We start from the raw sequence: 22855 nt of genomic DNA, 5'->3' as shown, positions 1-22855 counted from the left end.
ACTCCGTTTACAACTTATGATCGTTATTCACAATATTTAACAATTAATTTTTATGAAGATTATAATATCTTTTTTACAAACCAATCTGATGTTAGCGAGCTTAAATCTCGTGGTTTAAGAAGTGATAGACTTTTTGGTTATTTTACTAATTCTGGCGAAGAAATTAAGGATGCAATTTTTACAACACGTGATAAAAATAACAAAAGATTAATTTCTTACTGATCTACAATTGTTGGTCTTGATTGGGAAAAAGAACGTGATAAGGTTAATGGCGACACAAACAACAATCACAAAGAAAGTTTAATAATTTTAGGTGGTTCTGAATCAGATCGTGATTTAATCGGAACTATTGCAAAACATTATTCTGATACTTACAACATTTATTATAAGGGTCACCCTGGAGCAAATAAATTTAGTTCGTTTGTTGACAACGAAGTTGGAGCTCATATTCCATTTGCTTTTCAAGATTTAATCACTGGTGAAACAAGCGAATATATTCTACCGAAAGCTAACATCGTAAGAGCTCTTGAAAGTCAAATTTCCTCTGAGGAATTAACGACTTATCATGCTTTAAGTATGGATGAGAAAAATAATTACAATGGTCTTTGATTTAATAAGTGAGTTTTAACCGATTTTGGTTCTGGTGCTGTTAAAGGAATTATTAACGGAAAAAATGTTGTCCAAGATATTATTGCAATTCGTCAAAATCAGGCACCTTTATTAGTGACATCTCAGCAACCAGAACTATATCAAAATTATCTCCAAAGTGTCATTAATAATTTACTTGTAAAAAACTTTATTGAAGTAAAACTCAAAAACGAAAAAGCAACTTTAACCAATTTAAACTTAAATGATTTAACAATTGCTGACTTTAATTTCACCATCTCAAGTAAGGCCTTTTTACAAAATCTTCAAATCAACGAAATTAAAAGTGTGAATTTAGATACTAATCAAATTGTTTTTGTTGGTCAAGTTACGACAAATAATAGTAATTTAAATAAACAAAAAACTTATAATATAGAAATAGTATGAACAAATAAAAAATAAGAAAGGAAAAATATGTTTGAAAATCAAGAAACACAATATACACCAGAATATACAATTCAAATAAGTTCTCAAAAAAATAAATTTTACGGTTTAATTGTCGGAACATTTGCAATTGCTCTTCTAATTACTTTTGCACTAACTTTTGCATTTACCAAAATTTTTAATTGAACCGCAAGCACTCCTTCACTTTTACCGATCGAAGTACAAATCGGACTTCTTATTACATTTTTAATTTTAGGAATAATTTCATTAATTGTTGTTAATACTAAAAAAAGACCAATTTGAATCCAATTAATCGCTCTTATTTTTATTATGATCTTTTTCGCAACAGCATTTAGTTCATTAATCGAAATCTATGACCTTTCAAATAGTTGAAAATTACTCGCTTTACTTGCTGCACCTGCTTTAATTATGGCGATTGCAGGAATTTTAGGTTATTTTGAATTAGTTAAAATTCAAGCAATTAGTGTTTTCGCAATAATTTTATGCCTTCCATTAATTGGGCTTTTAATCGCTTCTTTCTTTATCTACAACGCTACAATGGATCGATTAATTTGCTCAATTTCACTTGGTATTTTAGTTCTTTCTTCTATTTTGAACTTTTGAATAATTAAAAAGAAAGCTGACGCAATGCAATTTGAAAGTTCAAAAGAAGTAATTAAAGAAGGGATTTACTGAGGAACAAAATGTTATGTTCTTTATATGGAAATTGCATATTACTTAATTAGAATATTTGGTAAAAAATAAAAACTTAAAATTGAAACAAAATTGTTTCAATTTTTTTATATAAATTTCAATTTATTGTCTAAAAAAGTAGTTTTTTCGATTATCAAAAAATTAAAATCATAATTTTTATATAATTTAAAACATGAATAAAGATAAAATTAAAAACTTTTCAATTATTGCTCATATTGATCACGGAAAAAGCACACTTGCTGACCGGATTTTAGAATATACAGGAACTGTTGCACAACGTGATTTAAAAGATCAATTTCTTGATTCGATGGAACTTGAACAAGAAAGAGGAATCACAATCAAACTTAATGCTGTGCAACTTAAATACAAGGACTATACATTCCATTTAATCGATACACCAGGACACGTGGACTTTACTTACGAAGTTTCTCGTTCACTCGCAGCTAGTGAAGGGGCTCTTTTGCTTGTAGATGCTACACAAGGAATTGAAGCTCAGACATTAGCTAATGTTTATCTTGCAATTGAAAATAACCTCGAAATTATTCCGGTTATTAACAAAATTGATTTACCAAGTGCTAATGTTGAAGAAGTAAAGCGTGAAATTGAAGAAGTAATTGGTATTTCTGCTGAAAATGCAGTTTTAGTAAGTGCTAAAACAGGACAAGGTGTTAATGAACTTTTAGATGCAATTATTAAATACATTCCAGAACCTAAAAACGCAAATGATGATAAACCACTTAAAGCACTTATTTTTGATAGTTACTTTGATCCATATCGTGGTGTTGTTATGCTTGTAAGAATTTTTGAAGGTAAATTAAAACCTGGTGATAAATTTATTTTCATGTCAAGAAACAAAGAAGAACAAGATTATCATGTAATTGATCTAGGGGTTAGAAATCCACACGAAACTAAAAAGGATCATCTTGAAGCCGGTGAAGTTGGTTGAGTCTCAGCTGCAATTCGTGACGCCAAAGAAGTTAATGTTGGAGATACAATTACCCTCGCAAATAATCCAACAGATACACCACTTGCAGGTTATAAAAAAATGAAACCTGTTGTCTTTACAGGTTTTTACCCAATTGATACTAAAGATTATTCTCTTTTAAAAGAAAGTCTTGAAAAAATTTCTTTAAGTGATTCTTCAATTACATGAGAACAAGAAACTTCTAAAGCTTTAGGTTTTGGTTTTAGAGTTGGTTTTTTAGGACTCCTTCATATGGAGATTTTGCAAGAAAGATTAGACCGTGAATATAAAGTTGGGATTATTGCGACAGCACCATCTGTTGAATATTTAGTACACATGACTAATGGAGATATTGAAAAAATTTCTAACCCAACTTTATTACCTGATCGAACATTTATTGAAAAAATCGAAGAACCTTATGTTGAAGCTAGCATTTTTATTCCAAATGAATATATTGGAAATGTTATGGAGCTTTGTCAAAACAAACGTGGAACTTACAAATCACTTGACATGATTGATGAAAAGCGTTCAAAAGTTGTTTATGAATTACCTCTTGCAGAAACAATTTTTGATTTCTTCGATCGTTTAAAATCTAGTACAAAAGGATATGCTTCATTTGAGTATGAATGAATTGGATATCGTGAAAGCGATTTAGTAAAAGTTGATATTTTACTAAATGGTGATAAAGTTGATGCTTTTTCTATTATTACACACCGTGATAAGGCTTATGAATCTTCAAGAGAACTTTGTAAAAAACTCAAAGAAGCAATTCCAAGACAAAACTTTGAAGTACCGGTTCAAGCAACAATTGGTGGTAAAATAATCGCCAGAGAAACAATCAAAGCTTATCGTAAAGATGTTACTGCCAAACTTTATGGTGGAGATGTTACAAGAAGACAAAAATTACTTAAAAAACAAAAAGAAGGTAAGAAAAGAATGAAAAAATTAGGAACAATTGAAGTTCCACAAGAAGCATTCTTATCTATTTTAAAAACAAATATAGAAACAAAAGGATAAAAAATCTAAGTATATGAAAAATTCATGCTATAATATAAGCAATGCTTGTTGAAAAACAAGGATGAGATAACTATAAGTTATCACTGCTTGCGATATAACCCGCCTTTCGCATGATGATTAGTAGACACGATTAGGTAAACTAGGACAGAAAAAATTAACAATTTATTAAATTGGATAGCCCCATACTATATTCGTATGGGGTTTTTCAATTCAGACATGATTGAATTCTAAATTTATTGTATCAATGAACATAATTAGATATCACTTTTTCTAGTTCATTCAAAGTCATAGCTTTGATATTTAAATCTCTAATTAATTCAGTTTTTAAATTTGAAAATCAATATTCCACAACTCTATTATCTAAACTATTTCCTACTTTTGAAAGCGAAATTATTCCACCTTTATTTTGAATAAAACGAGAAAAATCATCAGATGTATAAGTTGAGCAATGATCTGAATGTAGTATAAAACTTTTTTCAAAATCAACATTTTCAAATGTTTTGTAAATTAATTTTGAATCATTAAATTTGGAAAGAGAAAAACTAATTATTTCTTTAGTTTTATGTTTAATTACTACTGAAAGATAAACATTATTGTTTATTGCATCTTTTGTCGCTGGAAGATATGTTACATCAGTAGCGTATATATTTCTGTTATATACATCATTATAATCTCTATTAACAATGTTTTCTTTTATGATAGATGTGTTCTTTGATTCTTTTAGTTTTTTTCTTTTTCTGACATTGCAAAATAAACCTAAGGCATTCATATATCTTCCTAGAGTTCTTTCGTTTATGTCTATTTTATAGTGCTTTAAGATAAAATATTTTAATTTTTGTCTACCATATTTAGATCTATTTTGTTTAAATGAATCAATAATCAAGTCTTGGTACTTTATTTTTCTGGATTTAATTCTAGGAGCAAAATTATTTCTTTTATGTTTGGATATTGTTTGTCTACAAAGATACAACAAAATAGCAAGTTTATACGAAGCCATATTAATATGTGATGCCTCTTGAACTTTTTCTGTTTTAAATTTATCTTTTGTAATTTCTCTATATCTTTTTGCAATTTCAATTAAATCTTCTCGTGTAAAAATGTTTCAATTTATATCTTGTTCTTTCGCTTTTCTTGACCTACCGGTTCCAGGCTTTCTTGGTTTTTTATTCATATTAAAATTATAATGTTTTAATATTCTTCGTAATCTCGCTTTCACATATTTATCTTTTGCTTTTGCACCATATTTATACATCAGTTCAATCGCATCCTTTTTACCTAATTGAAAAAATGTATTATAAATTTCTTTTTCTTGTTCTTCTGTAAAATGTTTTCCCATTTTTTCTCCTTTAAAAATATAAAAAATTAACATTCGAAGGAATGTTAATTTTTATTGTCCTAGTTTACGATAGGTGTCTATTTTTTTATAAATAATCTCAAAAATAATTTGTGGAAAATTTCCATATTTCATATATAATAAGCATATGAAAAAACAAATCTCTTATAAAGATATCTCTGAATTAGCAGGGGTTTCAATTTCTACAATTAGCAGATACTATAATAAAGGATATGTTTCTAAAAAAACAAAAGATAAGATTGATTCAGTTGTTAAACAATATCAATATTTTCCCAATCATGGAGCACGTTTAATTAGAGGAAAAGATCACTCAATTTTTGTAATTATGCCAATCTGAGGAGAAGCAGCTTATTCACATATTGTTAACGGAATTATCGTTGCGGCCAAGAAAAACGGAAAAAGAGTTAACACTTCATACACAGGGATTACAACAGAAGAATATATCGCAACAGTTCGTTATATTCTTTCTTGAAGGCCAACATCAGTTGTTATTTTTGTTCCTCAATATGATAAACAGCTTTTTGATTTTCTTAAATCAGTTGAAGATGTAAACTTCATCATTTATGGACATCAAGTAAGCGGACTTAGTTGAATTAAACCAGATGAAACAAATGCATTCTATCAATTAACAAAAAAATTCCATGAAAAACTTGTAAAAGATAACCAAAAAATGCTCTTTTTAGCAGATGAAAAATTGACAATGGGACAAAAACAAGATCGTTTCCGTGGTTTTGAAAAAGCTTGTGAAGAGCTTAAAATTGAATACGAAGAATATTCAATTCCACAAAGAAAACAACAAAAAGACATTGTAGAATTTGATAAATATACAAAAAAACAAGGATTCTCAAATATTATTTGTTCTACACATGAAGCATTTATTTCGCTTGCAGTCGTAGGAACTAGAGGTTTACGTTTAACAGACATTGGATACACATCAATTTATGATAACATCAATAATTACAAAGCCAAAATTTTTGTTGACTACGCTAAAATAGGATACGAAATAGAAAGAATGCTTTGTGTTAGTGAAAGTGGTGATGAACAACCACAAACTAAATTTATTAGACTTCAAGTTATTTAATAACTTGATTTTTTTATATTTTTCAACTTTTCAATATAATTTACATATGTTTAAAAATATTAAATTCAATCTTTCAAATAATAAATTTATGGAATATTTGACCGCAATTGTTTGAACATCAAAAAAATATGACGATAAACTTAAATCTAATTTAAAAGAAATTGCATTTTTAAGATTAGTTTATGCTATTGTCATTGGTATTTCGTGCATTATTTCATTTCTTTCATTATTTGATATAACTATTACAGCTTTAAAGATAATTATTTCAATTATCCAAATTATTACCTTCTTTGTCTTTTTAATCGATTATATTCTTCACATGTTGACTTACCAGTATGCTCGTGATAAAAGACATTTAAAAGTGCCGTTTTTACACCTTAGATACTTTTTTTCTTTTAATTCAATTGTAATTATTTGTTGTATTTTAGCTTCAATTCACGTTGTTGAACATCTTGGTTCAATCGATCAAAATGTTGCTCATATCTTTCGTGAATTGAAAATATTCAACATGATGAGAATCATTAGATTATTTATGGTACTTACTCTTTTTGGTCCATTTGAAGCAATTGCAAGTGTTTTTGGAAAACAAAAAAAAGTTTTAACTTCAGTTTTTTTATTAATAGTTATTTTAATTATTCTTTTTGCTCTTGTTATTTGAAACAATGAATCAAATTATCTAATTGAAACTCAAAATGAATATATTTTAAAACTTTATAACACTGAAAACCAAAGACAGCTTACTAATATTTTACAAGTACCAAAAGATTTTATTGAGCAAGTTAAAACCACAAGCGAATATCAAGCTTTAAGTAGTGGATATATTATTGATTTTTGATCATCTATTTACTTTACCACAATTACTCTCACTACAATTGGATACGGTGATTATTCTCCTCATGCACCCGTAAGTCGGATTATCGTTAGTTTCATTGCATTAATGGCAATTGCTATTATCGCAATTCCTTCTGGGGTTATCGCTGGTGCATTTTTAACTGAAATGCAAGAAAGAGCAAATAGCAAAAAGCAAGATCTTCCTAAAGAAACTAAAACTCGCAAACTAATTAATTTAGTTGAAAAAGCAACAGAAAAAAATGATAAAAAAGAAAAAATAAATAAGGAGATTCAAAATGATTAAACTAGGTAGTTTTGTTTCATTTAAAAAACCCAATTATTTAGTTGGAGCAGCACAAGAATCAATAAATAACGGTGCTAATACCATGATGATTTATTTAGGTGCACCACAAACAACAATTAGAACTAGTGTTGAAAATTATCACAAAGAAGAATATCTAGCTCAATTTTCAAACATCATAAAACCAGAAGATATAGTTGTTCATGCTCCTTATATTGTTAACCCTGCTAATCCTGAAAAAGCAAGTTATTCGATTGATTTTTTAATTAAAGAAATTAATCGAATGAATTATTTTGGTGCAAAATATTTAGTTTTACACCCAGGTGCCTTTACAACACATAGTCCAGAAGAAGCGTTAGATACTTTGGTTGATAGTTTAAAAGAAATTATCGCAAACACCAAAGATGTTGTTATTTGTATCGAAACAATGTCAGGTAAAGGAACTGAGATAGGAATAAACTTTGAACAAGTTGCCTATATTTTAGAATGAGTAAAATCAGAAAGAGTTCAAGTTTGTCTTGATACTTGTCATCTTTGAGATGCTGGTTATAACTTAAAGGAATATCAAAACTTTAAACAAGAACTTAAAAAATGAAACTTACTTGAAAGAGTTAAAGTTATTCATTTAAATGATTCAAAAAATGATTTAAATTCACATAAAGATAGACACGCTAATATCGATCAAGGATTTATCGGTTTAGAAACATTACAAAAATTTGTTTTCGATCCAGATTTTGATAATATTCCTATTATTCTCGAAACTCCTTATGAAGATAACTTCTCTCCTTACAAAGAGGAAATTGCACTTTTATTAAAGAAATAAAAATAAAGCTTTCTAAACTAGGACAGAAAAAATTAACAATTTATCAAATTGGATAGCCCCATACTATATTCGTATGGGGTTTTTCAATTTAGACATGATTGAATTCTAAATTTATTGTATCAATTAACATAATTAGATATTACTTTTTCTAGTTCACTCAAAGTCATAGCTTTGATATTTAAATCTCTAATTAATTCAGTTTTTAAATTTGAAAATCAATATTCCACAACTCTATTATCTAAACTATTTCCTACTTTTGAAAGTGAAATTATTCCACCTTTATTTTCAATAAAATGAGAAAAATCATCAGATGTATAAGTTGAGCAATGATCTGAATGTAGTATAAAACTTTTTTCAAAATCCACATTTTCAAATGTTTTGTAAATTAATTTTGAATCATTAAATTTGGAAAGAGAAAAACTAATTATTTCTTTAGTTTTATGTTTAATCACTACTGAAAGATAAACATTATTGTTTATCGCATCTTTTGTCGCTGGGAGATATGTTACATCGGTAGCATATATATTTCTGTTATATACATCGTTATAATCTCTATTCACAATGTTTTCTTTTATGACAGATGTGTTCTTTACTTCTTTTAATTTTTTTCTTTTTCTTATATTGCAAAATAAACCTAAGGCATTCATATATCTTCCTAGAGTTCTTTCGTTTATGTCTATTTTATAGTGCTTTAAGATAAAATATTTTAATTTTTGTCTACCATATTTAGATCTATTTTGTTTAAATGAATCAATAATCAAGTCTTGGTACTTTATTTTTCTGGATTTATTTTTAGGAGCAAAATTATTTCTTTTATGTTTGGATATTGTTTGTCTACAAAGATACAACAAAATAGCAAGTTTATACGAAGCCATATTAATATGTGATGCCTCTTGAACTTTCTCTGTTTTAAATTTATCTTTTGTAATTTCTCTATATCTTTTTGCAATTTCAATTAAATCTTCTCGTGTAAAAATGTCTCAATTTATATCTTGTTCTTTCACTTTTCTTGACCTACCGGTTCCAGGCTTTCTTGGTTTTTTATTCATATTACAATTATAATGTTTTAATATTCCTCGTAATCTTGCTTTCACATATTTATCTTTTGCTTTTGCACCATATTTATACATAAGTTCAATTGCATACTTTTTGCCTAATTGAAAAAATGTATTATAAATTTCTTTTTCTTGTTCTTCTGTAAAATGTTTACCCATTTTTTCTCCTTTAAAAATATAAAAAATTAACATTCGAAGGAATGTTAATTTTTATTGTCCTAGTTTATTCAAGCTTTATTTTTTCATTTAGATTAAAAAACTCAAATTTATTTATAATTTATTTAAAGTAAGTTTATAAAACTTAAATTCTCATGAAAGGATTTCTTAATTTTTATTTTTTTAAAATTCAATTTAAATAAAATTAAGAACACTAATGAAAAAGCTTTGACGAAAAATAATTATAGCAGCACCTTCTTTTGTACCTCTTTTAATTCTTCCAAGTTGTGTACATTCACAAAAAGAAACAAAGAGAGAAAATAATGATTTAGAAAAAAATAATCCAAAACAAATAGAGAAAATAAACGACAGAGAAAATACCATTAATCACGAAGAACACCCTGACACTAATCAAGATAATTCTTTAATAAATGAAGAACAAAATTCTTCGAATCAAAAGCCAGAAGATACAAATAATCATAATCAAAATGATGCAACAAATGAAAGTAACAAAGATCAAACAGTAAATGCTAATCAAAATCAGGGCCAAAATAATCAGATAAACGAAGAAAACGATGTGAGTCGTGAAGAAAATTCTGAAACTAATCATGATAACTCTTCGATAAATCAAGATCAAAACCCTTTAAACAAATATCCAAAAACCGAAACTAATTCTAATGAAAATGACTTAGCAAATAATATAGATAATAATAATAATAATAATACAAATGTTATCGAAGAAGATTCAAATAGCAAAACTACTTCGGAAGAAAATGAAATAAATAGCAATAATGAAACAGAATTAAACCATAATACAACAGAAAATCAAAATAACGAAGAAGAAGAATCTAATGTTGAAAATAACACAAATAATCAAAATAACAATATTATCGAAGAATCAAACGGCTCAAATCAAAATCTAGATAATTCCAATCATGAAAATAACTCAATCAATTCAGAAGAAAATTCAAATCAAAGTGAACCAAAAACCAATGAAGAAGAAGCAAATTCTAATCCAATAAATAATCAAGAAAATGTTCATGAAAGCAATCATGAAGAAGTTGAAAATAATTCAAAAAACTCAATTAATGAAAATTCAAATTCAGAAGAAGATTCTCATGATAATCAAGACAAATCTGCCGAAGATTATTATTTAGAAAATCCACAAGCATTAAAATATAATGATAATCAACCTACTTACAATTTATTAACAACTAATCGTGCTTATCTTGATCAAATTCGGAAACGCACTTTTAGTTATTCTTTAACATATGATGACGGAAACAACACAGGTGCAACTATTTGACTTTTTGATTTCAAAGAAATTGAATCTAAAAAGAAATACAAATTCTTTTTTGCAACAAATTATCACGTTGCAGTTGAAATTTATGGTCCAAGCGATTACCCTGAATTTCAACAAAATCAACGCACTAAAAAAATTACTAATTTCTTTTTAGGAGTAGCTGAAAGTTATGGTCCTGATCCTAAAATGAAATATAAAAAATTAACTGAAACTTCTCGCCCAAAAACTTTCTTTGTTGCTCGGAACTTTATGGACTCAGATTCTTATGCAGAAGAAAATAAAACAAAAGATCACTATACAGAATTTTCAATTTTAGAATGAGATGTTGATTTTTCAAAAGATTTTAATTTAAAAGATTCATCAGAAAGAGAAGTTGCTAAAAGATTAATTGATGGAATGGAAGTTTTAAAAAATTCTAAAGCTCAAATTCAAAATTCTAATTCCGCTTTCTTTCAAGATAATTTACCTTATGCTACTCTTGATTATGGATCACTTTGAGAATTAAGAAATAATATTATCGGACGTGATGATCATGGTGTTCTTAATCAAATTACCACTTATGAACAAGCTCAAAAAATTGATACTTATTTGAAACAATTTTTAACAAGTAATAGTGAAACTTATTTTTACAAACCATATTCACTTTATATTTTTGGCCACCCAATTCTTACTAACGATCTTAAAGCAGGTATTTTTACCAATGTTGCAAACCAAGATCTAGACTCATTAAATCATAGTGATTGAATTAATAATAAATTACCTTTTTCAATGATTAACACTTACAATGAAAAACATATTGCTAATAAAGGAACAATTTTTAATAATGGTGAAAAACCATATTACTACGGACTTGCTTATTCTACATCTCACCGTAATGAAACAAAAGGTGGAGCAAGTGGTAGTCTAGTCTTAAACCAAGATGGATTACCAATTGGTCTTTTATTTGGGACAGATAAAAATAATGTTTCTGTTTATTTAGACGATAATAACAAATGACAAACCAATCATGTTTCATTATTTATTTCTTTTGTCCAAAGAGCAAGAATTTGAACTCCTAATGGAACAATTGAAGCTTACAACTTAATTGATGGAAGAAATAAAAAACTATATCCTCATCAAACCAATTCTTATAAAGAACAACTTATTAAAATTTATGGTCAAGATTTTGAAACATTTTTATTTAGCAAACAAAAATAGCCACATTATTAAACTAGGACAATAAAAATTAACATTCCTTCGAATGTTAATTTTTATATTTTTAAAGACAAAAAACTAGGAAGTGGTAGATCAAGAAAGGTGAAAGAACAAGATATAAATTCATACATTTTTTCACGAGCAGAATTAACTTATAAAACATTTGAAAATGTGGATTTTAACAACATTTAGATCATTGCTCAACTTATACATCTGATGGTTTTTCTCGTTTTATTCAAAATAAAGACGGAGTAATTTCGCTTTCAAAAGTAGGAAACAATTTAGACAATAGAATTGTGGAATATTGATTTCCAAATTTAAAAAGTGAATTAATTAGAGATTTAAATATCTAAGCTATGACTTTGAGTGAACTAGAAAAATGATATCTAATTATGTTCATTGATACAATAAATTTAGAATTCAATCATCTCTGAATTGAAAAACCCCATACGAATATTGTATGGGGCTATCCAATTTAATAAATTGTTAATTTTTTCTGTCTTAATTTAATTTTAGCACTTTTTATTTTTTATAAAATTAATTAGTAGATAATTGATTAAAAATAATTATTTTAATTCTATATCTTCATTGAATTTTTGATAAATTTTTTCTCTATTATCAACATCTATCACTTTTGGTGAAAGGTTTTTTTCTTTGCAAATTTCAATAAATTCTTGAATTCTATTTATACCTTTCATTTCTCTAAGAGTAACAACAACACCGAAGCGAATACCTTCACCCTCTTTAGGATGTAATCGATTGTTTGTTTTAATTTCCATTCCTCAAGTTTTTTTATAAAAAGATTTTTTTGGAATCATTCTTTTGTTTACTCTTTCAACTTTAAATTTTACATTATCTCATTTTCTAAAATATTCTCTTGCTTCATTTTCGAAAATATAAACTTTTTCATCATTAAATATATAATCTTCATTTTGTTTGTCACCTTTAATATCTTTTATATGATTTTTTTATCAAATGGTCCAAAATGTAAATTTAATTCGGTATTTGTATAATCAACACCTTGCAATCTATTACATAAAGGAAAGTAACACATAGTTGCTTTAGCAATATAAGGAAATTTATTATTCTCATCTAAAGGAACGGGAAAATCATGAATATAAGTATTTCATTTTTCACTAATACCTGATATTACAAATTTTATTTCATCATTTCTTGTTTCAAGAATTTTCTTTATATGAATAGGAACAATTCCGTGACCAAATAAAACTAAACTAGGACAGAAAAAATTAACAATTTATTAAATTGGATAGCCCCATACTATATTCGTATGGGGTTTTTCAATTCAAACATGATTGAATTCTAAATTTATTGTATCAATGAACATAATTAGATATCACTTTTTCTAGTTCACTCAAAGTCATAGCTTTGATATTTAAATCTCTAATTAATTCAGTTTTTAAATTTGAAAATCAATATTCCACAACTCTATTATCTAAACTATTTCCTACTTTTGAAAGTGAAATTATTCCACCTTTATTTTGAATAAAACGAGAAAAATCATCAGATGTATAAGTTGAGCAATGATCTGAATGTAATATAAAACTTTTTTCAAAATCAACATTTTCAAATGTTTTGTAAATTAATTTGGAATCATTAAATTTAGAAAGAGAAAAACTAATTATTTCTTTAGTTTTATGTTTAATTACTACTGAAAGATAAACATTATTGTTTATTGCATCTTTTGTCGCTGGAAGATATGTTACATCAGTAGCATATATATTTCTGTTATATACATCATTATAATCTCTATTAACAATGTTTTCTTTTATGACAGATGTATTCTTTACTTCTTTTAGTTTTTTTCTTTTTCTGACATTGCAAAATAAACCTAAGGCATTCATATATCTTCCCAGAGTTCTTTCGTTTATGTCTATTTTATAGTGCTTTAAGATAAAATATTTTAATTTTTGTCTACCATATTTAGATCTATTTTGTTTAAATGAATCAATAATCAAGTCTTGGTACTTTATTTTTCTGGATTTAATTCTAGGAGCAAAATTGTTTCTTTTATGTTTGGATATTGTTTGTCTACAAAGAGACAACAAAATAGCAAGTTTATACGAAACTATACTAATATGTGATGCCTCTTGAACTTTCTCTGTTTTAAATTTATCTTTTGTAATTTCTCTATATCTTTTTGCAATTTCAATTAAATCTTCTCGTGTAAAAATGTCTCAATTTATATCTTGTTCTTTCACTTTTCTTGACCTACCGGTTCCAGGCTTTCTTGGTTTTTTATTCATATTACAATTATAATGTTTTAATATTCTTCGTAATCTCGCTTTCACATATTTATCTTTTGCTTTTGCACCATATTTATACATCAGTTCAATCGCATCCTTTTTACCTAATTGAAAAAATGTATTATAAATTTCTTTTTCTTGTTCTTCTGTAAAATGTTTACCCATTTTTTCTCCTTTAAAAATATAAAAAATTAACATTCGAAGGAATGTTAATTTTTATTGTCCTAGTTTAATGTGGTTATTTTTTATGATTTTACTATCTAATTTTGTATTCAAATTCAAGAATACCAGCAGAAGAAAGAGGTAATTTATGAGCAAGGTCATTTCCACCATATACAATTGGATTACCATTAGCAGAATAAGGATTTGTCCCTATATTGTATCCAACATAATTAAATCCTGAACGACTAAATGCGTCAAATCAACCATATTTTGTACTTGTAATCTCAGTAACTCATTGTCTAGTTTTTGATGAATTAACACCTTCACTATCACCTTTAATTAATAATGAAGATTTACCTCTTTTAAGTCTATCTGCTTCTCCTGACCTATAAGGAGTAATTTTAATTCATGTTTTGTCAGTATCAAGTGAGGCCATTAATTCATCAGCAAATTGAGATCTTGTAATTGTACTTTGCTGATTTGTTAATGTTAATCTATTCTTAATAACTGCCATAGATTCTAATCATGTGTTATAAATGAATAAATCTCCTGTGTCTGGGTCAAATTCAAATGAGAAACGAATTGCAGAAAGTAAGGCAGCTGGCATTGTAAGTTCGGCATTATATACTCCTTGACGAACTTTTCAGAAAGTCTTAGTATTATCTCAAGAAACAGATAAATTTCCAGAACCTGGTGGGAAAGAAGTCATGCTACTTGGTGTTAAGTGAGCAATAACAATTTCCTTGGTATCTTCGTTGACATAAAATCTCATTCTTTGTTCATCAAGATAAGATTTAACTTGAACATAAGAATCTAAAATAGAAAGATCTTGTAATTGGAATTTAAATTTATTGTTTTGAGCAAAATCAGGATCATTTTGTTTTTCAACAACCATTTTCTTAAAGACATCAATTGCTTTGGTGATTGCTTGTTCTCTTGTTGTAACATTTCAACCAGCTTCACGAACATTTAATACTTTAAGTTTATTTACTTTACCAATTTTTGTTGAATCACTTGCATCGTAAAAAATTGATGTATTTCCGTTTGGAATCTTGATAATTCCTGTTGTTTTAAATGAAATTTGAACATTATCTTTAACTACTTCAAGTCTATCAAAACTATCAGCATAAACATTTAAACTTTGTGGTTCATAAACATATTTAAGTTTAAATGCACCAATTTTCACACTGTCATCTTGTGAAGCAACTGAAGAATATCATTCAGAACTATCATTTTTCACTAAAAAGACTCTAAAGTTAACTAAGTTATAAATTGAACTTGGTTCAAGTGAATCTTTTGCTGTGAAAGCAAATTGATCAAAGAAGTCTAAAAACCTAGTATATGTGGTAATGTCAATCTCTTGTGTATTAGAGTCTAAAGAATTTAAAAACGCACTAAGTTTTTCGATTGTTGTTGTTTCATTTGCTGTAATATTTTGATAACGATCTTTACCATTTACTTGTTGTGTTAATTGTAAAGCAAAATCATTTTTATGAGTTTTTGGTCATGCAATAAATGTTTCCATTGATGAATCTAACTCTTTTAAAGCTGTTAAATTAACATCAGAAACTTCATTACTAATTGCATTTAATTTTTGATTAATATTGGTAAACTCTTGATTGTAAGGTGCAACAATTGTGTTATAAACCTCTAGATTTGTATTATTTCATCCTATATCATTTGTAAATAATTCATTGAAAATTTCAGTTAAGTTTTCTCTTGAATTAATAGTTTTTTGAATTTCTTCTTTTAGTTTAGCTAAGTAAGCTACATAATCTTGTTTTAATTGTTTTGCTGCACTTGAATAAGTGGCAAGAGTACTTGAGCCAGAAGTGTCAGTTAAATTAGTTTGAAGAGTATTAACTTCTTCTAAATCTGATTTTAATTTTGAATTAAACTGACTTTTTAATGCTTCATACTTATCAATAAATGAATCTGAATTCTCTGTATATTTAGATTTAAAGAAAGTATCAAAGATTGAAATTTCATTAATAAGAGTTGCAACATCTTGTTTTAAGTTTGTCTTAAATTCTGTAATTAATTCTTTAGAATGATTAATTTTGTTAACAAATTCTAAAACATATTCATTTTGGAATAAATGATCAGTAAGATCAAAATTAAGATAAGAATCAACTATAACATTTTCTTTATCCTGAGCAAAAGTTTGGTTTTCACGTAAATTTGCAACAAGTCCTTGGTAAGCTGTAACTTCTGTTTCGTTTAATAAAGTTTTTGAATTATTAGCAAAGTCATCGTTATAGTTCTTGATTTCAGAATTTATATCATATAAATTAGTTTGAAGTGTATTTGTTGCGTTTGTCATCGCTTCTCTAAATACATCAAATCCTTTTGAAAGCAATTTGTTTGTTTCGTCAATAACTTCCGGTTTTGATTTTTGTTCTGCACTAGGACTATAAGAATTAAGTTCATTAAGAACAGTATCAAAATTTGTTCCTAATGTTGTTGTTAAATTATTACGTGTGAACGCGTCTTTAAACGCATTTAATTTTTGATATAAAACATTGGCTGAATTAACTTTAACACGTACAAGATCCGTAATTGCCATATCAAGACTTGACTTTTGAGCATTTTTAGTAGCAAAAATAGAATTTTCAATAGCTAATTTGTTTGCTTCATTTGCTTCGTTGATTTGATTACGAAGTTCTTGATATTTTTCAATCGCAGCTGCGCTATCCACATATTTATCACTTTCAGCTTGTTGTTTTTCTTTTACTAAGTATTTCTCAGCTTCATTGATTTTTGTTCTTAAATTATTTGCATTTTCAAGATATTTATATAAGTTATTGATAGAGCTTGGTTCGTCATTAAAATAGTTATCAAGAATTGAAGCAAAAGTTTCTTCTTTATTTGGATCAGATTGTGTAACTGAATTAATTGTTGCAAGAATTTGATTATAAACATCTTCGAAAGGTTTTTTCTCATCTTTCTTTAAGATTGTATTGCTATCTAAAGTTTGTTTAAAATCAACAACTTTTGATTTAATTTGAATTACACGGAATTTAAATTTTAATTCTTCAATTTTGTTATTCAATTCTTCATTTGTTACTGACTCATTTTGATATAAAAGATCAGAACTATTTAAGTTTTCATTTAACTCATCAACTGCCTGAATTAAATCACCAATCGGTGAAACTTGCGCTAAGAAATTCTTAACATCATAAATTGTTGTAGCTAATTCTTTTAATTTTGCAAAAATAGAATTTAAATAATCAATTTTAGTTGAAAGAGTTTCTAAATTAGTTAAAGTTTGAGCAGTATCTGTTTTTTCACTATAATTTGAAATTCTTTTATTTAATTCTGCATATAAATCATTAAATTTAGCACTATCTTCTGGTGTTGTTAATGTTTGAATTTCTAAAATTGTTGGATTAACTTTATTTTCGTGAACATCAACACGCTTAGCATTGATTTCTTGTTGAGCACTTAGTTTTGTTTCTAAATTAGTTTTAAATGTAGTAAGTGGCGAATTATCATCTAAATTCTTTGTGGCATTAATTGGATTTGGTGTGTTATCTCACATCGCTTGAATTAAAGCTTCAGCATCCGTGTTGTATCCAATGTATGAATTTGCTTCATTTTTTCAATCTTTGATTTTTTCAGAAACAACTTGAAGTTCTTTAGCTAATTCTTCAAAAACATTTAAACGAGTAAGAATATTATCCCATTTTGAACTATCTTTTTCACCTGTATTTGTTGAAAAATCACCAAGGTTTTTAAGATAGTTTTTAAGCAATGTTAATCTTGCTTGTTGACCATCACGACCATTTAAAGTGTAGTAATTAATATTTGTATCAAGATAATCTGCTTGAATTTGTTTGATTTTTGCTTCAATTAATAATGATTTTTCTAATTTTTCAGTAAGAAGAGCAACCTCAGGAGCAAGAGCGTTAAGATCTTTAACATTATTTTCTGAGTCACCATATTCTTCACGAGCTTTTTTGATTTTTTCTTCTAGTTCTTCTTTAATTGATTGAACAGCATTTGAAGTGCTTCCATTAGTTTTCTCAATTGCATCTAATCCTAATTTAACTTTTTCTGAAAGTTGTCTAATTGCAATTTTATTACCTTCTAAAGTTGCAATTTTATCTCTTATTTTTTCAGCTTCTGCAAGAGTAGCTGCATTTTTATTAGCTTCCAATAAACTATCAATTGTCTCGTTAACTTTGTTAATCGCTTCAGGATCGTTAGTAGTAGGAGATAATTCGTCAAAGAAATCTTTTCTAAGACCTGCTTCAACTTGATCACCAACTTTATGTTCTAAAGCTCTTTGGTTTAATTGTTTTTGTTTTTCTAACTCTTTTTCAGCTGTAAATGCTTCTAATAATTTTTCATAACGATCTTTTAAATCAGAATATTGGTTATCAGCTGTTGGAAGAGAATTTCTTAAAGCATTTTCAAGAGCTTCTCTTTGTGATTCGAAATTAGGATCATCTTTTTTGCTATCTAAATAACCAGCAACTAATTGTTGAAGCCCAACAAGTTTAGTATTTTCTTTAACTTTCTCTTCTAAATCTTTTACTTGATCTATTGTTGGATTTTGAGTGTTAATAATATTATTAACATATCCCTCAAAAGCATCAGTTGCAGCTTTAGTTGTTTGGTATTCTGGTAAATTAGCATAAGCATCATCGTTATTAATTCGATGTAATGCATCAACTAAGTTTAAGGCTTTATCTTTTTCAAACTCTAAATCTAATTTTTCACGAGCTGCATCAATACTTTCTTTGGTTGCTTCATTACTTTGTTCAAGTTCTTGCAAAGCTGCTTTTGCTGCATCATATTTTTCAAACTTTTCATTTGGATAATCTTCTAAACGAGTTTGTTTTTCTTGATCTAAAGCTGCGATTTTTTCATCAGCTTGAACAACAGCATCGTTGAAATCTTCAATTTTATTATCACGAGCTTTTTTAAGTGCTTCAATTTTAAGAGCTAATTTTTCCTTAGCTTCTTGTAAGTTTTCTGGCGAAACTTCATTTTGGTAATTATTGTCACCTTTGGTGAATTTTGCATAATCTTCTTTTTGCTTTTCAATATCTAATAAAACATCATTAAGATAAGCTTTATCTTTGTAAGCCGGATTAGCTTTGTCATCTGAAAGGATATTATCAAGTTCTTTATAAACATCAATAAAATCATTCATTTGAGCCGCTGTTGATTGTGCTTTTTCAATATTTGCTAATTTACGAGCAATATCTTCTTCTGAGTCACTAGGACTAGGCATATTGTTTGCTAAAACTTGATCTAAATATTTTTTAACCTCAGGTTTGCTATCCTTATATGAATCGCTTAAAGCAATTGTTTCTTTAATTTTTGCAATTAAAGGCAATTCTTTATCAAATAAATCACCTGCTTTCGAAATTGTTTCAACATCGTTTTCATCAAGTTTATTTTGTGCGTATTTATCAAGTGCTTTTAAAGATTGGTTGAGTAGATTCTTAACATCAGATTGATCTTCAATTTCACTTGCTGGATATGCTTGTTCTTGTGCTTCTTGATTTAATTGTTGTAATCTTTCTTTTTGATAACTTAAATCAAAATCATCGTTTTTATCATTTAAATCATTAAGCAATCCTAAAAGACTTGTTGAAGTAATGGTTGGAGATTGAATTGCATCTTGACCATAACTATTAATATTATTTAATGCATTAGTTATAGCATTATCAAGTTGATCAAGTGCTTCTTCACTATCATTATTAACATATTTTGATTTAGGTTCTTGATTATAATCCTCAGATTTAGCTTTTAATTCGTTAGCACGATCTTCAAGTTTTTTTACTAGTGGAATTGCTTTTCCTAAATCTTCAATTTCTTTACTTAAAAGTTTTTGATCTTCAAGAGTTAAATTAGGTTGTAAGCTTAATTCTTTAACTTTATTTAAGCGATCTCAAAGTGCCTTTTCTCCTGGTGTTATTGTTTCATCAACATCATGAGGATAAGTTTCACGAATTTTATCTTCAAGAGATTTTAAATTAGCACCTGTTGAAAGATCACCTACAAATCCTTTAAGTTCATCATTTTTAGCTTTAATTGCATTACGCATCGCTGTAATATCACTTGTTTTAGCATTTGGATCTGCAAATAATTTAGCAGCTTCTTCTTTAAGTTTTGCAAGTTCATCTAAAGCTTTATCAATTTTATTTTTAAGTGCAGGATTTGCTATTGAAGCTTGTTGATAACTATCTGAACTAGTAATATCATCAACTGTTGCATCAGCTTCTTTAATATCAGAATCTAAAGCGTCTAATTTTGGAGAATTATCTTGAATATTTAAGATTTGATCTCTTAATTTATTGATATCTTCATAATCTTCTGGTGTCAATTCTTGCCCTGAAGCTGCTTTATTATTGTATCCTTCTAATTTATTCAAAATATCACTTGCAAGATCTGTTGAAGCTTTTTCATAAGGACTTGGAGTAAATGGATCTTCATTAAGGTTGTTGTAAACATGATTAATAAAATCATTTGCTTTACGAGCCTTACCAAGAATATCTGCTAATGAATTAATTCCATCCAATGCTGTTAAAAGATCTAAATATTTCTTAATTTGTTCTGTTAAAACATCACTAACTGTTGGTGAAAATTCATCAACCATAGTTTGTGATTGTTTATTTAAATTCGCTAAATGACGTTCAAAATCATAGTAGTGAAGATTTCAAATTGAAAGTGCATTGATTTTATCATTTGCTGCTTTCATTAATTTTGCTAATTTTTCTTTTTGAATTTTTCTAAAAGATTCTCTTAAAGCTAACACTTAATTTTGATATGGTTTGGTAAAATTACCATTAATTACATCTAATTTTGGAGCAACTTTAGTAACTAAAGCTTGCGAAGAACCGATAGTTTCTTCTTTCACAAATTGAGTTTTGTTTGTAATATTCGCTAAATCCTCAGGTGATAAAAAGTTACCTGAATTAGTTGTTTCTTCAAAATTATCAATTGTCGAAACTAAATCTTGATATTGATTTTTAATAGATAAATGTTTATTTAAAGCATCAATTACTTGATTTGCTTGTTCTTCGCTTGTTGGGTAAGAATAAGTTAAAGCATTTAATAAAGTTTCTTTTTCAAATGGACCAATAAATTTATTATTAGCAACTTCATTTGCAAGATTTTTATATTTTTGTGCAATAGTTAATTGTTGATTAATTTCATTCATTAAATCATTTTTTGCATCAATTAAATTTTTCTTATTATTTTTAACTTCTGAATTTAAAGTATCTTGATAATCTACCTTAATAAAATCTTGATATTTGTGCTCAGAAAGAATTTGAGAAATTGTAGTTTGATTACCAAGTTCTGCAAATTTTTGACGAGTTAATTCAATGTATGAATTTAAATCATTTTTTAAAGTTTCGGGATTTTTTAATTGACTTGTTAAGTTAGTTTTAAAAATATTACTATTTGATTTAATTTCTTGTAAATCTTCTAATGAAGATGCGTTATTAAGATCTTTATTTGTGTTTTCGAAATATTTATTAGCTTCAGCTAATAAATTTGAATCAACATGAGATAAAAGTGTTTCTTGTACTTTTGGACTAATTTTCGAAATTGCTTGAAATGCCTCAGGAGCTGATAAATCTTGATTTTTATATTGTGTTAAAGTTTCGTTAAGTTCTGTTTTGTTTTCATTTGTTAAATTATTGTTTGACAATAATTCTTCTAATGATAATAAAGCTTTATTAATTTCGATTGTATATGCATTATTTAAAATAGAGTCTAAGCTTGCTTGGATTGTTGCACTATCTTTATTTAAATTATCAAGAATAGATAAACCTGAATTTGAATCTTTTTGAACAAGTTTTTTAAGTTCTTTATCTGTTAAATCAGATAAAGTGTTAAGGTCATTTGCTCTAAATTTACCAGAAGTTACTAATTTAATCGCTTCATTTGGATAAGCACTGTACTTTTTAATTAATCCATCAGTTGGTAACGAATCTAAAAAGTCAATGTTATAGTTCAATCTCCCGTTTCCTGAAAAAGCATGATTAATTAATTCTGTTTGCTTATCACTTGCTGCTTTTACTCCCTCTTTAAAGTTTTGTAAATATTTAACATTTTCATTTGTAAAATCTGGGTTATTAATTTGACTTAAAAATAAATCAAAGTTAGTTAAATTTGAATTTGTTAAGCCATCTTTTAAATCATTTTCAGTAATTCTATCAATTTGATTTTTAATAAATTCACTTAAAAATTGTTTTTCTTTTTCAGTAATTTGATTATTTGCAACAATTGGTAAAAATTTATTAATAACATCTTCAAGCATTTTGTTTTGGAATGTAGCAATTTTTTGCATATAAACATCGATTCATGGGTTCTCTGAATTAGCATATAACTCTACATACTCACGATATTCTTCGAAATCCTTCATTAAATTTGCATCGTTTAAAAATGGATTTTGAAGCATTAAGTTTACTGTTTTTAAATAATTATTTCGAACGAAACTATTTTTGTCATCATTTTGAGAATGATTTTTTTCTTTAAGCATCAAAGTTTTAATAGCAACTAATGAAGTAGCAGTTACTACCAAAATTCCAGCAATACCTAAAGCTGCTTTGGTTGATTTTTTCATTTTTTCTCCTTTTCTTT

General features: G+C 27.1%; 14 protein-coding genes. 8 read left to right on the top strand and 6 right to left on the bottom strand.

Translation table 4 applies throughout. The features are described 5' to 3' along the window. Window positions 1-576: 576 nt before the first annotated feature. The 3 genes from EXC53_RS01105 to lepA all read left to right on the top strand — a co-directional run bounded on the left by EXC53_RS01105 (window position 577) and on the right by lepA (window position 3724). Entirely contained in the window at window positions 577-1047 is a 471-nt protein-coding gene (locus tag EXC53_RS01105) for a hypothetical protein (protein WP_119572303.1), read from the top strand. A 12-nt stretch (window positions 1048-1059) separates the two neighbouring features. Beyond that, on the top strand, window positions 1060-1794 hold the full coding sequence (locus EXC53_RS01100) for an MAG0110 family membrane protein (protein WP_119572302.1): 735 nt from the start codon (window positions 1060-1062) through the stop codon (window positions 1792-1794). A 121-nt stretch (window positions 1795-1915) separates the two neighbouring features. Further along, window positions 1916-3724 carry a translation elongation factor 4 gene (lepA, locus tag EXC53_RS01095; RefSeq protein ID WP_119572301.1) on the top strand — a complete coding sequence of 603 codons (1809 nt, stop codon included), beginning with the start codon at window positions 1916-1918 and terminating at the stop codon, window positions 3722-3724. A gap of 154 nt (window positions 3725-3878) precedes the next feature. Here lepA and EXC53_RS01090 read toward each other — a convergent pair whose 3' ends face one another. Beyond that, window positions 3879-5093 carry an IS3 family transposase gene (locus EXC53_RS01090; RefSeq protein ID WP_129724567.1) on the bottom strand — a complete coding sequence of 405 codons (1215 nt, stop codon included), beginning with the start codon at window positions 5091-5093 and terminating at the stop codon, window positions 3879-3881. A gap of 112 nt (window positions 5094-5205) precedes the next feature. On the opposite strand from EXC53_RS01090, the gene EXC53_RS01085 reads away from it, so the two are divergent. The 3 genes from EXC53_RS01085 to EXC53_RS01075 are packed head-to-tail and all read left to right on the top strand — an operon-like array spanning window position 5206 to window position 8114. Next, window positions 5206-6159 carry a LacI family DNA-binding transcriptional regulator gene (locus tag EXC53_RS01085; RefSeq protein ID WP_119572319.1) on the top strand — a complete coding sequence of 318 codons (954 nt, stop codon included), beginning with the start codon at window positions 5206-5208 and terminating at the stop codon, window positions 6157-6159. 46 nt (window positions 6160-6205) lie between these two features. Continuing rightward, a complete protein-coding gene (locus EXC53_RS01080) occupies window positions 6206-7294 on the top strand; it encodes a potassium channel family protein (protein ID WP_165260978.1) in 1089 nt (362 codons plus the stop codon). Next, complete coding sequence (locus EXC53_RS01075) at window positions 7287-8114, top strand: deoxyribonuclease IV (RefSeq protein WP_119572321.1); 828 nt, start codon at window positions 7287-7289, stop codon at window positions 8112-8114. The genes EXC53_RS01080 and EXC53_RS01075 overlap by 8 nt, the downstream gene beginning before the upstream one ends. 32 nt (window positions 8115-8146) lie before the next feature. Here EXC53_RS01075 and EXC53_RS01070 read toward each other — a convergent pair whose 3' ends face one another. Then, window positions 8147-9361, bottom strand: a complete 1215-nt coding sequence (locus EXC53_RS01070; RefSeq protein ID WP_129724563.1) for an IS3 family transposase — start codon at window positions 9359-9361, stop codon at window positions 8147-8149. Between the two features lie 181 nt (window positions 9362-9542). On the opposite strand from EXC53_RS01070, the gene EXC53_RS01065 reads away from it, so the two are divergent. Together EXC53_RS01065 and EXC53_RS04365 are read left to right on the top strand one after the other, a co-directional pair. Then, window positions 9543-11825, top strand: coding sequence for an MIP family Ig-specific serine endopeptidase (locus tag EXC53_RS01065; protein ID WP_119572310.1), 2283 nt, complete (start codon window positions 9543-9545; stop codon window positions 11823-11825). Between the two features lie 376 nt (window positions 11826-12201). Then, on the top strand, window positions 12202-12312 hold the full coding sequence (locus EXC53_RS04365) for a transposase (RefSeq protein WP_165260975.1): 111 nt from the start codon (window positions 12202-12204) through the stop codon (window positions 12310-12312). A gap of 76 nt (window positions 12313-12388) precedes the next feature. On the opposite strand, the gene EXC53_RS01060 is transcribed toward EXC53_RS04365, so the two are convergent. From EXC53_RS01060 to EXC53_RS01045, 4 genes are all read right to left on the bottom strand, one after another. Continuing rightward, a complete protein-coding gene (locus EXC53_RS01060; RefSeq protein WP_197724689.1) occupies window positions 12389-12640 on the bottom strand; it encodes a hypothetical protein in 252 nt (83 codons plus the stop codon). 429 nt (window positions 12641-13069) lie between these two features. Further along, entirely contained in the window at window positions 13070-14284 is a 1215-nt protein-coding gene (locus tag EXC53_RS01055) for an IS3 family transposase (RefSeq protein ID WP_129724561.1), read from the bottom strand. A gap of 58 nt (window positions 14285-14342) precedes the next feature. After that, window positions 14343-21020, bottom strand: a complete 6678-nt coding sequence (locus EXC53_RS01050; protein ID WP_119571837.1) for a hypothetical protein — start codon at window positions 21018-21020, stop codon at window positions 14343-14345. After that, window positions 21021-22838: a hypothetical protein gene (locus tag EXC53_RS01045; RefSeq protein WP_119571838.1), complete on the bottom strand. Its 1818-nt coding sequence runs from the start codon at window positions 22836-22838 to the stop codon at window positions 21021-21023. Window positions 22839-22855 lie beyond the last annotated feature (17 nt).

This window comes from Mycoplasmopsis gallopavonis (genome assembly GCF_900660635.1).
Lineage (GTDB): Bacteria > Bacillota_I > Bacilli_A > Mycoplasmatales > Metamycoplasmataceae > Mycoplasmopsis > Mycoplasmopsis gallopavonis.
The sequence above is the reverse complement of the archived record's forward strand: the minus strand, read 5'-3'. Positions and strand labels throughout refer to the sequence as shown.